The sequence below is a fragment of the Streptomyces sp. NPDC045021 genome (genome assembly GCF_056432645.1).
Window position 1 is genome coordinate 1,170,153 of record NZ_JBWKIQ010000001.1, and the last position, 12,513, is coordinate 1,182,665.

The window sequence follows — 12,513 nt, forward strand, 5'->3', positions numbered from 1 at the left end:
TCGAGCGCGGGGTCCACTCACTCCGCCTCCGGTTGCCTCCATCCGGACGGCTCGAGCTGCGGCCGTCTTCGTGGCGACAAGGGTGGCCGTCTGTCTGACAGCGTTGGCCACAGCTCTGTGGCCCGGCCCTGGCGGCACCGTGTCCCGGCCCTCCGCGGAATCGGGCTATGTCGCCCGGGTCGCCGCCGATGCCCAGATCATCTCCTCCACGGGCACAACGCTGCGGGTGGACAGGCCCGTACAGTCAGGCGATGCGGTGGTGGTGGCGCTGATGCTCACCAGCACCACCCCGGGCACGGTCGCCGTCACCGACTCCCGAGGCAACCGCTATGCGATGGTCGCCGATGTCACCGACGCGTACCGTCACCGCACCCTGGTCTTCGCCTCGTTCGGAGGCAAACCCGTTCGACCGGGCGACGGCTTCCACATCACGTGGCCGCAAGCAAGCAAATACCTCGTGGCCGTCGAGGAATTCCACGCCATCACGGCGGCCCGAGGCCAAGCCGCAGGCTTCGGCCCGTACGACAACCACAGCAGCCGCCCCATCACCGTAGGCATCAGCAACGGCTGCACGCCCGGAGACCTTGTCTTCGCCGCGGTGGGAAGCAACAGCGGCCCCGCGCCCCGGCTGACCTCCGGCTGGCAGCGGCTACCCGAGCTCCAACTGTCCTCCTACCGGCTGACCGTCGCCTTCCGCCGCGCCGCCCACTCTGACGATTGCAGCCTCACCGGCACGAGCAACGCCCAGTGGGAAACAGCACTGGTCAGCCTCCGATAGCCCCGGGGCCCGACGCAGTACGCTGCGATCCGGCCGACCGTATCGGACACGATGCACTGGCCTACCCCCACGCGGCCCGCTGCGCAGGTAGTCGGCGAAGTCCGGTCCGGACGACCGGGAATGAGCTGCCCATCGGGTTCGTGGAGGTGGGCAGCAGGGCGTCCGCCCCGGGGGCGCGGGGATGAACCGGATTCCTTGAACGCCCTGCCGGGCATGGTGGAATCATGCCCGGACGACCGGGGACGAACCAGGCGCCAACGTCACCTGTTCGCGGTGAGCAGCACGCTGCCACAGTCGACCGGGCCGGGCAGGTGAACCGGGAAGGTCGCCCTCGACTCCGACCAGGTGGCAGCCGGTAGCCGCCACTCTCGAGCGCACGTGTGGAGCGTCGTGCTGAACCAAGCGCTTAGGGTCCGTTCGGCGACGTCATGCCATTTCCTTGGTTCTCGGGCCGGCTCGGCGAGTGCCTGCGGTTCCGGGCCGCGTGATCTCGTGCCTAGGAGCCGGTGGATGTACGCATCAGTGTTCATGTTCTGCAAACGGAACGTTCTGAATATGGAACGATAGGTCTCGTGGGCACCGTCGTCAACGAGACCGAGAGGCGGGAGGGCATTCGTGGAACTGGCTGACCAGGTGGGTCACCGCATCAGGGAGCTGCGGAACGAGCGGGGACTGTCGCTGTCCGAACTGGCCCGGCGGTCAAAGGTCGGCAAAGGCACTCTCTCGGAGCTGGAGAGCGGCCAACGCAACCCCACGCTGGAAACCCTGTACGCGCTCACGACCGCGCTCCACATCCCGCTCAGCTCCATCTTGACGGGTACCGGAGCAGGAGCCTGCATCTCGGGCAGCGCCGTGGACGCGGTCCTCACCGAGCGCTTCGAGCACCCGGCCGCAACCAGCGAGGTGTACCGGGTGCGGATCCGCGCCGGTGCGATCCAGGAGTCCGCCGCCCACGCTGCCGGCACCGAGGAGCACCTGGTCGTTCTGGCGGGCACCGCGCGCGTTGGCGACGCCTCGTCACCCCGCCTGGTGAGCGCCGGCGAACACGCCCACTGGGCCGCCGACGTCCCCCATGTGTACTGCGCGCCGTCCGGAGACGTCGAGGCCGTCCTGATCGTGCGCTACCCAACCGTGGGCGCCCCGCTCTCGCATTCCGAGATACGGGTTTCCCGGGCAGGCGCTTCCGGTGAGGACCGGCCCGGTGAGTGACATCAATCGGACGTTACGCCGGGTCGCACCGGCCTCCGCCGTTGCCGCCGGCCTGATCGCGGTGCTGGTGGGAGTCGTCAGCTCCGCCGCGATCGTCTTCACCGCGGCCAAGGCAGCGGGAGCGGGCCCGCGCGAACTCGCCTCCTGGATGCTGGCCCTCGGTGTCGGCATGGGAGTGACCTGCATCGGGCTCTCCCTGCGCTACCGGGCGCCGGTGGTCACAGCCTGGTCCACTCCGGGTGCCGCCCTGCTCGCGTCCGGGCTCGACGGGGTGACGATGCCGCAGGCCATCGGAGCCTTCCTCGTCTCGGCCGTGCTGATTCTGCTCAGTGGACTGACGGGTTGGTTCGAGCGGGTTATGGGCCGGATACCGGTGCCGTTGGCCGCGGGGCTGCTGGCAGGGGTGCTCGTCCGGTTCGGTACGGGGCTGTTCAGCAGCATGGACGGTCACTTCGCCGTCGTGTTCTCCATCTTCGCGGTCTACCTGACGGGCCGACGGCTGCTGCCTAGGTACGCGATCTTCGGGGCGCTCGCGGTGGGGGTCGCGGTCGCGGCGGCGCAGGGCTCGTTGCAGCCCGGCAAAATCCATTTCGCGTTCGCCGAACCGGTCTTCACGGCTCCGACGTTCTCCTGGCAGGTGACCGTCAGCGTCGCGCTGCCGCTGTTCGTGGTGACGATGGCCTCGCAGAACCTGCCGGGTGTCGCGGTCCTGCGGGGCGACGGTTACGAAAGAGTGCCGGTGTCGCCCCTGATCACGTGCACCGGGGCCGCCAACGTGCTGCTCGCGCCCTTCGGTTGCTTCGGCCTGAACCTCGCGGCCATCACAGCGGCCATCTGCACGGGACGTGAAGCACACGAGGACCGCGACCGACGCTACCTGGCCGGAGTCTGGGCCGGGCTGTTCTACCTGTGCGTGGGCGTCTTCGGCGGGACCGTCGGCTCACTACTGGCCGCGTTGCCCACCGCCCTGATCCTCGGCATCGCCGGGGTCGGGCTGCTCGGCGCCATCGGCAACTCGCTTTCCTCCGCACTCTCGGACGAGGGTTTCCGGGAGGCTGCCGTCATCACCTTCCTGGCCACCGCGTCCGGTGTGACGCTGCTCGGCGTCGGCTCGGCGTTCTGGGGATTGCTGGCCGGGGCACTGACCATCGCGGCGATGCGCGGACATCGACCGCGCCGGCCGCGGCCATCCGCCGTGCCGTCCCACGCTACCGCCCTCGAATCTTCGAACACGTCACCTACCTTGCCCAGTCAACGAGTTGACAGTCCATCAGCTCAGCGGTCCCAGGATACTAGGCCGTAAGGATGGATCACTATGCGCGACATACACCGCACCGACCTCCTCCTTATCTGCCGCGACGAGGGCCTCTAGGGCTCGACCTCCTCGTCGCGGAGTTCGGCCAGGCGCCACACAGTCGGCCCGCCGCCGCGACGAAACCACCGAGGAACGGTTACGAATGAACACGCAGTTCTCCGTTCAGCCGACCAGCAATTACCCCGACTTCCCGCTCCAGGTGCCATCCGGGATGCCCTACGGGCGATACCTGCCCTTCCAGGGCGTCCAGTTGACCGACCGCACCTGGCCCGGCAAGACCATCACCAAGGCGCCGCAGTGGTGCGCGGTCGACCTGCGGGACGGCAACCAGGCCCTCATCGACCCGATGGGAGCCGACCGGAAGCTGCGCATGTTCGATCTCGTCGTCGCCATGGGCTACAAGGAGATCGAGGTCGGCTTCCCGTCGGCCAGTCAGACCGACTTCGAATTCGTCCGTCAGCTCATCGACGAGGACCGGATCCCGGACGACGCCATTCAGGTGCTCGTACCGACCCTCCGCCACCTCATCGAGCGCACGTTCGAAGCGGTGCGCGGCGCCAGACCACGCCATCATCCACCTCTACAACTCCACCTCGACGCTCCAGCGGCGCGTGGTGTTCGGCATGGAGCGCGAGCAGATCACCGGGCTGGCGGTGAACGGCGCGCAGCTGTGCGCCGATTTCGCCGAGCGCATGACGGACACCGGCATCGGCTTCCAGTATTCCCCCGAGTCCTACACCGGCACTGAGCTGGATTACGCCGCCGAGATCTGCAACGCGGTCATCGATGTCTGGCAGCCGAGCGCGGACCGCAAGGTCATCGTCAACCTGCCCGCCACGGTCGAGATGGCTACCCCCAACGTGTACGCGGACTCGATCGAGTGGATGCACCGCCACCTGGACCGGCGCGACGCAGTCGTGTTGTCCGTCCACCCGCACAACAACCGGGGTACCGCCGTGGCAGCCGCCGAGTTGGGTTATCTGGCCGGCGCCGACCGCATCGAGGGCTGCCTGTTCGGCAACGGCGAGCGCACGGGCAACGTGTGTCTGGTCACCCTGGGCATGAACCTCTTCAGCCAGGGCGTCGACCCGATGATCGACTTCTCGGACATCGACGGCATCCGCCGCACGGTCGAGTTCTGCAACCAGTTGCCGGTGCACCCGCGCCACCCGTACGGCGGCGACATGGTCTACACGGCCTTCTCCGGCTCGCACCAGGACGCCATCAAGAAGGGCCTGGAGGCTCTGGAGCGCTCGGCGGCCGCCGCCGACACCCCGGTGGAGGCCTTCACCTGGGCTGTTCCGTACCTGCCAATCGACCCCAAGGACGTCGGCCGCTCCTACGAGGCCGTGATCCGGGTCAACTCTCAGTCCGGCAAGGGCGGCATCGCCCACATCATGAAGTCCGAGCACAAGCTGAACCTGCCGCGCGGCCTCCAGATCGAGTTCTCGCAGGCCGTCCAGAACCGCACCGACGATCAGGGGGGCGAGGTCTCCCCGGCACGGATGTGGGAGGCGTTCGTCGAGGAGTACCTGCCCGTCGACGCCCCGGAGGCGGGGATCGTCGGCCAGGACGGGGAGATCACGCCGTGGGGCCGGATGTCCCTGGTGTCCCACCAGTCGGCCACCGTCATCGACGAAAAGAACTCGTTCTCGGTGGAGGTGCTGCTCGACGACGAGAAGCGGACCATGGACGGGATCGGCAACGGCCCCATCGACGCCTTCGTGTCGGCGCTCGGCGAGCTCGACATCGACGTACGGGTCGGGGACTTCCAGGAGCATGCGATGTCCACGGGCGGCGACGCCCGCGCCGCCGCGTACGTGGAGGCCTCGATCGACGGGCGCACTTTCTGGGGTGTGGGCCTGGACTCCAGCATCGTCACCGCCTCTCTCAAGGCAGTCGTGTCGGCGGTCAACCGGAGCTTCCGCGACCAGTCCTGACCCAATGGCCTGACCGGCCGTCAGTTGCAGTGCAGCGCGGGGCCGTTCCGATGGGGCGGCCCCGCGCCATGACCGCCCTCCCGAGGGCGACGTACGTGTACCTCGACGCCACGGAACGGACCGGTCGATACGAGGTGCCGGAACGGGTGCTGGCCGATCCGGCGCTGCGCCGACTGAGCGAGCTGCAGATCGACATTCTCGTCCACTGCAACGACGTGCACTCTGTCGAGCACGAGGAGACCCGAGGCGACACGCACAACCTGGTGCTCGTCCTCGAGACCGAAAGTCGTCGCCCCCGCCACGAGGTGATCGAAGAGATCCGTCGCAGGGTCAGCGAGCTCGCCAAGGAGTTCCAGCGCACTACCGCCGGGATACCTGGCCTCTTCGGGCGCCTGTCCTGCGACCCGTACGAGCGTATGAGCACCGACCGCTATCTGAGAGCCATGACCCGCCAGTTGCGAGTGACCTACGACTGGTCCCTCGCGACCAGAAGTATGCCGGTCAGTTGGGACAGGTCGGCAGTGATCTTGCCCAAGTCCAACAGCGGCATCGGTGAAAATCCCGAGTCAAGGTGTCGCTGAGCGGCATGCTCCACCTCATAGCAGGCCTCCGGCGACCGTGGAAAAGGCCCCGTGCCTTCACCTGCGAAGCGTTCACTCGTACCGGGCGGGTCTCATCTCGGTTCCAACCTGCGCGCTGCCGACCTGGAGCGCACGTCCAGCCTGGCTGATCGTCAGGCGTGACCGACGTGGGTCCGGACAATGCCGCGCTCGCCGTCGGAGGGCCCGGGTTCTCGGTGTACAGACCCCACCAACCCCAGGCCGACCTGTGCGTCGGCGCCTCGCGGTGAACGGCCATGAGTGGCGCGAGCGCCACTGGCAGCGCCGGCGACCGCTCAGGCCGTCGCTGGAGTCACGGGATGTCGCACAGTTCCCGCAGAAGCGGACAGCCGGCATCTCTGGAGGCACAACGCGGCTGATCGTCATGGTGTTGGCGGTCAGCATCCCCACCCAGAGGTCACCCGGGCCCTCGGGCCTGCCCAATTCTCGCACCACCCGGACCGGCGTCACTCTCGTCCAAGCGGGCGTGGCGCGCCGCGAGCGGCTCGCCGGGCGCCGCGTCAGGCGCCGGTCGGTCCGTGTGGGCTGAGGCGTACGAGCGCCGTCCCCGCGTCCAGGTCCACCCGGCTCCGGGGCGGCGCACCGTCCCCCTCGTCGTCCCGCAGCATGAGTGTCGTCTTGCGCTGCTCCATCTCGGCTTCCTTGCCGGCCGAGAAGGTCGCGTGCAGCTGTTCGAACCCGGTCGCCGACACCTGGCCCTCGCGCCCGACCCCGCGCCACGGCAGTGCCCCGGCGCGCCCCAAACGCAGCATGACCTGATCCACGAAGGCGACCAGCGTCAGCAGAATCGCCAATCCCGGCAGCGTCAGAAAGATGATGAGTTCCATGCACGCATCCTCCTCGCCGAAGGAACGTCCGGCCAGCTTCGGGGCGCCTGCACCACCCCGGCGCCCGTTCCGTCCGGCCTCCGGCAGCACCATCGCCGGTGGCGTCCGTGCGGCTGGCCAAGCAGCCTGATCAGGCGAGGTCGGGCGGCAAGCTGTCAGGGATGTCGGCCATGGCGTCGGTCACGAACTTCGCCGGCAGAATCAGGACGGGCAGCCGGCCCAGGCCAGCAGGACTTTGCCTTCGCCCAGGACGTCTGGCTGCTGGGGATCGGTGCCCGGGCTGGTCGTGGAAGAGGCCATCGGCTGCTGCCCTCCACGCGGGGGCCGTTGGTCAGGCGGCGGTGACCAGGCCGGTGCGGTAGGCGAGGATCACGAGCTGGACCCGGTCGCGGGCGTCGAGTTTGGTCAGCAGATGGCCTACGTGCGACTTGGCGGTCCCGGGCCCGATGTGCAGCCGCTCGGCGATCTCGGTGTTCGAGAGGCCTTCCGCGACCAGGATGAGAACTTCGCGCTCGCGTTTGGTGATCGCCTTCAGCAGGTCGGCTCCCGGCGGTGGCGAGGTGGCGGGCCGGGCGGCGAACTCCCCGATCAGCCGGCGGGTGATGCCGGGGGCGAGTAGCGCGTCGCCGGCGGCGATGACCCGGATGGCGGAGAGCAGTTCCAGCGGTGGGGTGTCCTTGAGCAGGAAACCGCTGGCCCCGCGGCGCAGCGCTCCGTAGACATACTCGTCCAGGTCGAAGGTGGTGAGCATGAGCACCCGTACGTCACTTGGTCCGGGTGAACCGGCGGTGATCAGGCGGGTCGCCTCGAGACCGTCCATGTCGGGCATCCGGACGTCCATGAGGACGACGTCGGGCCGTTGTCGGCGGGCCAGTTCGACTGCTTGGATGCCGGTACCGGCCTCGCCGACCACCGTCAGGTCGGGTGCTGTCTCGACGATGCCGCACAGGCCGGCCCGGACGAGGGTCTGGTCATCGGCGACCACCACCCGGATGGTCATGCGGCGCTCTCCGCGCTCGCGGTGAGGGGCAGCAGGGCGGTGACCTGGAAACCGCGCTCTGGCAGTGGCGCGGCCTGGAACCGGCCGCCGTAGAGGTGCACCCGCTCCTGCATGCCGATGAGGCCATGACCGAAAGAGTGGCCGTAGCCGGCCGGACAGCCCTGGCCGTGGTCGGTGATCTCGATGGCGAGTTCGTCCTCCCGATAGTCGATGGTGGTGCGGGCGGCGGTAGTGCCGGCGTGCTTCACGACGTTGGTGAGTGCCTCCTGCACGATCCGGTAGGCCGACAGGTCGATCCCGGCGGGCAGATTGCGGGGGCTGCCGGTGATCGTTAGATCGACTCGCACACCCGCTTTGGCGGTCTGTGCGAGGAGCCGGTCCAGGTCGGCGAGCCGGGGGGCGGGGGCGAGCGCGGGAATCCCTGCCGTACGGCAGGGATCCTCCGCGCGGAGCACTCCGAGCAGCCGCCGCATCTCCGCGAGGGTTTCCCGGCCGGTGGTCTCGATGGCGCTCAATGCGGCGCGGGCCTCGGCGGGCTTGTCGTCGATGACCAGATGGCCGAACCCGGCCTGGACGGTGATCACGCTCATGCTGTGGGCGACCACGTCATGGAGCTCGCGGGCGATCCGCATCCGCTCCTCGACGACGCCTCGTCGGGCCTTGTCCAGTTCGGCCTCGGCGAGCCGGGAACGGTGCCGCAGGAGTTCCTCTCCGTACCTGCGGTGCTGGCCGACCGCGTACCCGGCCGTCCAGGCGGTGATGAAGGCGAGCGCGAAGGGGACGACCGCGCCCGGGTGGACCGGGAGCATCACCGCCGGCAGTACGGCCAGGGAGACGGCGAGCGCGGCGAGCGCGGCACGCCGGCAGCAAGCGACCGCCACCAGGTAGAGGACGTAGGCCAGGGGGGACATCGCCATCACACCCATCCCCTCCGTCACCGGAGTCGCCAGCAGCGCCGTCAGCAGCGCCCCGTACGCGGCGAGCGGGTGGCGCCGCCGGAGCGCGACCGGCAGGGCGACGAGCCCGGTCCCGGCCAGGGCCAGCGGCAGACGGGCCGCGCTCTGGTGGTGAGTCAGCATGGCCAGGGCGAACAGGGCGTACAAGGCGGCGGCCAGGTAGTCCAGCGCCAGCCAGTGGCTGGGGCGCAGCCGTTTGATCAGCGGGGGGCGCGGCTCAAGGTGCATACGCCCACGGTAACGGCGTCCGCCGGGTCATTCGTCGGCCCGGCGGCCTATGCCCGCAGGCATACGACCGCTCCCGATCACGGCCGCATGGCCTCTGGGGAGAGCGCTGAAAGTGCCCTGTGGGCAGACGACTGCGACCCCGCACGCCCGGCAGCCTGAGGGCACGGCGCGCTTCCCGGACGAAGGTCGTGGAGAAGAGTGCCGCCAATACCGCGAAAGGGGAGTATCGGATGCGCCTGTCCGCAAGAACGGTGGTCGCCGTCGGGGCCGCGCTCTGTGTCAGTGTCACGACGGTGGCCGGAGCGGCCGCGTCCACGCCGCCGCGGCACGGGTTCCAGTGCGTCGTCGATGCCGCCGTCCAGCCACCGGTCCCCGGCGCGATCCTCGACGTCACCGGGCCGCGTAGGCACTTCAACGGCGCGAGCGGAAAGTTCACGTCGGGCGGCCGGAATCTCCGTGCGACCGACACCTTCCGTATCGCGAGCCTGACCAAGACGTTCACCGCCGCCGTGGTCCTCAAGCTCGTCGAACAGCACGAGCTGCGACTCGACGACCCGATCGGGAAGTACCTCGACGCGGGCCTGGTGAGTCGCGTCAACGTGGCGAACGCAGTCTCCTACGGCTCGCGGATCACCGTCCGGCAGCTGCTGAACCACACCGCGGGCCTGTACGACTACGCCACCGACCCCCGGTGGCAGGACGACGTGCTCGCCCACCCGCACAAGACCTGGACTCCGCGCGAACTCGTCGAGTGGGCGATCACCAACGGCACGCCGTACTCCCGGCCCGGCGCGGGTTACCACTACTCCGACACCGGATACGTCCTGGCCGGATTCATCATCGAAAGGGTCACCGGCAAGCCGCTCGCGCACGCCTACCGCTCCCTGATACTCGATCCACTGCGGATGACGGACACCTATCTGGAGCACTGGGAGAAGGCGCGCGGCGGCCCCCTGTCGCACCCCTACTGGGGGACCGTGGACACCCGCTCCTTCAACCCCACCTTCGACACCTTCGGCGGCGGCGGCCTCGTCTCCACCAGCGCCGACCTGACCACGTTCATGCGCGGCCTGTTCGGCGGCACGGTGTTCCGGCACCCCACGACCCTGCGCACCATGCTGACCACCACCCCGCAGAGCGGCGGGACCTATGGGCTCGGCATCCAGACAGGCACCGGGGCCGGCGGGGAGAGGTTCTGGTTCCACAACGGCGCCTGGGGGGCGTTCCAGATGTACTCGCCGACCCGCCGGATCTCCATCACCGGCACCGTGAACCAGGCGGCCCCTCCCCACCCGCTTCTCCAGAACGCCTTCACGCTCGCCCTCGGCAAGCCGGTCCCGCCCTGCAGCGCGCCGAAGCCCACTCCCCCGATCGAGGAGAACCGATGATCAAAGCTGCAGAACTCACCAAACGGTACGGATCGGCCCTGGTCGTCGACCACCTGTCCTTCGAGGTCCTTCCGGGGCGGGTCACCGGCTTCCTCGGCCCCAACGGCGCCGGCAAGTCGACCACCATGCGGATGATCCTGGGCCTGGACACCCCGGCCGAGGGGCGGGCCCTGGTGAACGGCCGGCCGTACCGATCCCTGCGTAAGCCGCTGCGCGTGGTGGGGGCGCTGCTGGACGCGGGCGCGGTCCACGGCGGCCGAAGCGCGAGGAGCCACCTGGAAAGCCTCGCAGTGACCAACGACCTCCCGCGCAGCCGTGTCAGCGAGGTTCTCGAACGGACCGGCATGCAGAGCGTCGCCAGCAAACGGATCCGCGGGTTCTCGCTCGGCATGAAGCAGCGGCTGGGAATCGCCGCGGCGCTGCTGGGCGACCCGGAGATCCTGATGTTCGACGAGCCGGTCAACGGGCTGGACCCCGAGGCAATCCACTGGATCCGCGGGCTGATGAAGTCGCTGGCCGCCGAAGGCCGCACGGTCTTGGTCTCCAGCCACCTGATGAGCGAGATGGCGCTCACCGCCGACCATCTGATCGTCATCGGCCGTGGTCGCCTGATCGCCGACACCGGTATGGCCGACTTCATCCAGTCCAGCGCGCTCAACGACGTGCTCGTCCGGTCCCCGCAGAGCGGCCATCTCGCCGAACTGCTCACGGCCAAGGGCGCCAGCGTCGTTCCCGAGCCCGACGGCGGACTCGCCGTCACCGGCCTCACCCCCGAGAGCATCAGCCAGCTCGCCGCCGCGAACGGGGTCGCCGTGTACGAGTTGGCCCAACGGCAGGCCTCGCTGGAACAGGCCTACATGAAGCTCACCGAGGACGCCGTCGAGTACCGGGCGGCCACCCCCACCACCGACAACGGAAGGCACGACCGCCGATGACCGCGATCACCATCCCGCCAGGCGTCATCGTCTCCGAATGGATCAAGCTGCGCTCGGTCCGCTCGACCTATCTTGCAATGCTCGGGGCGATCCTCTTCGCCGTCGTCCTGGGAATGGTCGACACCTCCTCCGTCGCGAGCAACTGGGCCACGATGACCGCCCAGGAGCGAGCCTCCTTCGACGCGGTAGGCGACTCCCTGGCCGGATTCCAGCTCGGCGAGCTCGCCTTCGGGGTGCTCGGAGTGCTCGCGATCAGCACGGAGTACGGGACGGGAATGATCCGTGCGACGTTCACCGCCGTACCGCGGCGCGGGACCGTCTTCGCGGCCAAGGCCCTCGTCGTCGGCGCCATCACACTGGTCCTCGGGGAGCTGTTGGTCTTCGCGACGTTCTTCCTCGGCCAGTTGATGCTGTCGGGCAAGCACCTGGATGTGAGCCTCGCAGACCCCGGCGTGCTGCGAACCCTGGCCTCCTCCGGCCTCTACCTGTTCGTCGTGGCGATGGTCGGGTTCGGACTGGGCGCGATCATCCGCTACAGCACCGGAGCGGTCGCGGCCCTGTTCGGCTTGATCTGGCTCCTCTACCCGGTCGGCAGAGCCCTGGAGAGCTGGTCGTATCTGCCCTCCCGGCTGCTGCTCACGAACGCCGCGGAGGTGCTCGGCCAGGTACACGCACCGGCGGGGAAGGCAGCACTTCGCGTGCCATCCCTCGGACTGGCCTACCTGGACCTCGCGATATACCTCATCGTGTTTCTCAGCCTCGGCGCCTGGCGCGTCTCCCGTGACGCCTGACCTCCTCGGGCGAGCCCGTGCGCGCCCGGGAGGGTGGCTGGCGCCACGGCGAGCGGGATGAACGTCCTGCCCTGCCCTACGGGTGATCCTGGACATCGTCCCCACACCTCCGACCAGCACCCCTGGTTCCAGCAGGCGTTGGCGGCAGCGCCCAGATCCCCGGAAAGGGAGTGGTTCATCTTCCGCAAGGGGAGGGGGGAGGACGGCAGCAAGCCCCCAACGACTGGCGCGCGGCCTTCGGCGGCCCCGCCTGGACCCGCACGCCGGACGTCCAGTGGTACCTCCACCTCTTCGCCCCCGAACAGCCCGACCTCAACTGGGACAACTGTGAGCATCATGGTGTGCCGCTGGGGACCGGAAGCCTGACCCGTGGGACAACTGGCCGCAAGCGCCCTGTTTAGGATCTGTCGGCTTCCGGTCCTCAGCGGCGATTGCTGCCGCAGGCCTGGTGAGCGTGTCCCGATAGGGGCTTTGCTGCATAAAGCACCATCACAGTTCTGACCGCCCACCGGACCGGCGTCGGCCA

10 protein-coding genes and 2 pseudogenes are annotated in these 12,513 nt (G+C 68.9%); 9 read left to right on the forward strand and 3 right to left on the reverse strand.

Features of this window, described 5'->3' with window-relative positions:
• Nucleotides 1-139 precede the first annotated feature (139 nt).
• From AC07DC_RS05155 to AC07DC_RS05175, 5 genes and pseudogenes are all read left to right on the forward strand, one after another.
• The gene (locus AC07DC_RS05155) at nucleotides 140-778 is read left to right on the forward strand and encodes a hypothetical protein (protein ID WP_478912659.1); all 639 of its coding nucleotides are present in this window, start codon (nucleotides 140-142) and stop codon (nucleotides 776-778) included.
• A 615-nt stretch (nucleotides 779-1,393) separates the two neighbouring features.
• On the forward strand, nucleotides 1,394-1,987 hold the full coding sequence (locus tag AC07DC_RS05160; protein ID WP_478911943.1) for a helix-turn-helix domain-containing protein: 594 nt from the start codon (nucleotides 1,394-1,396) through the stop codon (nucleotides 1,985-1,987).
• A complete protein-coding gene (locus AC07DC_RS05165; protein ID WP_478911945.1) occupies nucleotides 1,980-3,290 on the forward strand; it encodes a benzoate/H(+) symporter BenE family transporter in 1,311 nt (436 codons plus the stop codon). The genes AC07DC_RS05160 and AC07DC_RS05165 overlap by 8 nt, the downstream gene beginning before the upstream one ends.
• 154 nt (nucleotides 3,291-3,444) lie before the next feature.
• Nucleotides 3,445-5,242 (forward strand): annotated as a pseudogene (leuA, locus tag AC07DC_RS05170) (2-isopropylmalate synthase).
• A gap of 95 nt (nucleotides 5,243-5,337) precedes the next feature.
• Complete coding sequence (locus AC07DC_RS05175; protein ID WP_478911947.1) at nucleotides 5,338-5,823, forward strand: terpene synthase family protein; 486 nt, start codon at nucleotides 5,338-5,340, stop codon at nucleotides 5,821-5,823.
• Nucleotides 5,824-6,362: 539 nt separating this feature from the next.
• On the opposite strand, the gene AC07DC_RS05180 is transcribed toward AC07DC_RS05175, so the two are convergent.
• From AC07DC_RS05180 to AC07DC_RS05190, 3 genes are all read right to left on the reverse strand, one after another.
• Nucleotides 6,363-6,689, reverse strand: coding sequence for a DUF6191 domain-containing protein (locus tag AC07DC_RS05180; protein WP_478911949.1), 327 nt, complete (start codon nucleotides 6,687-6,689; stop codon nucleotides 6,363-6,365).
• A 331-nt stretch (nucleotides 6,690-7,020) separates the two neighbouring features.
• Entirely contained in the window at nucleotides 7,021-7,689 is a 669-nt protein-coding gene (locus tag AC07DC_RS05185) for a response regulator (protein WP_478911951.1), read from the reverse strand.
• Entirely contained in the window at nucleotides 7,686-8,873 is a 1,188-nt protein-coding gene (locus AC07DC_RS05190) for a sensor histidine kinase (RefSeq protein ID WP_478911952.1), read from the reverse strand. The genes AC07DC_RS05185 and AC07DC_RS05190 overlap by 4 nt, the downstream gene beginning before the upstream one ends.
• A gap of 230 nt (nucleotides 8,874-9,103) precedes the next feature.
• On the opposite strand from AC07DC_RS05190, the gene AC07DC_RS05195 reads away from it, so the two are divergent.
• The 4 genes and pseudogenes from AC07DC_RS05195 to AC07DC_RS05210 all read left to right on the forward strand — a co-directional run.
• Nucleotides 9,104-10,261, forward strand: a complete 1,158-nt coding sequence (locus AC07DC_RS05195; RefSeq protein WP_478911954.1) for a serine hydrolase domain-containing protein — start codon at nucleotides 9,104-9,106, stop codon at nucleotides 10,259-10,261.
• Nucleotides 10,258-11,196: an ATP-binding cassette domain-containing protein gene (locus AC07DC_RS05200; RefSeq protein WP_478911956.1), complete on the forward strand. Its 939-nt coding sequence runs from the start codon at nucleotides 10,258-10,260 to the stop codon at nucleotides 11,194-11,196. The genes AC07DC_RS05195 and AC07DC_RS05200 overlap by 4 nt, the downstream gene beginning before the upstream one ends.
• Nucleotides 11,193-11,987 (forward strand): ABC transporter permease, encoded by a 795-nt coding sequence (locus AC07DC_RS05205; protein WP_478911958.1) that lies wholly within the window; start codon nucleotides 11,193-11,195, stop codon nucleotides 11,985-11,987. The genes AC07DC_RS05200 and AC07DC_RS05205 overlap by 4 nt, the downstream gene beginning before the upstream one ends.
• A 102-nt stretch (nucleotides 11,988-12,089) precedes the next feature.
• Nucleotides 12,090-12,313, forward strand: a pseudogene (locus tag AC07DC_RS05210) (alpha-amylase family glycosyl hydrolase); the annotation flags it as partial.
• Between the last annotated feature and the right edge of the window lie 200 nt (nucleotides 12,314-12,513).

Excerpts from the sequence above, each read along its gene's own strand:
- AC07DC_RS05205 (WP_478911958.1), top strand. The coding sequence starts at position 11,193 with ATGACCGCGATCACCATCCCGCCAGGCGTCATCGTCTCCGAATGGATC.
- AC07DC_RS05195 (WP_478911954.1), top strand. The coding sequence starts at position 9,104 with ATGCGCCTGTCCGCAAGAACGGTGGTCGCCGTCGGGGCCGCGCTCTGT.
- AC07DC_RS05180 (WP_478911949.1), bottom strand. The coding sequence starts at position 6,689 with ATGGAACTCATCATCTTTCTGACGCTGCCGGGATTGGCGATTCTGCTG.
- AC07DC_RS05185 (WP_478911951.1), bottom strand. The coding sequence starts at position 7,689 with ATGACCATCCGGGTGGTGGTCGCCGATGACCAGACCCTCGTCCGGGCC.
- AC07DC_RS05200 (WP_478911956.1), top strand. The coding sequence starts at position 10,258 with ATGATCAAAGCTGCAGAACTCACCAAACGGTACGGATCGGCCCTGGTC.
- AC07DC_RS05190 (WP_478911952.1), bottom strand. The coding sequence starts at position 8,873 with ATGCACCTTGAGCCGCGCCCCCCGCTGATCAAACGGCTGCGCCCCAGC.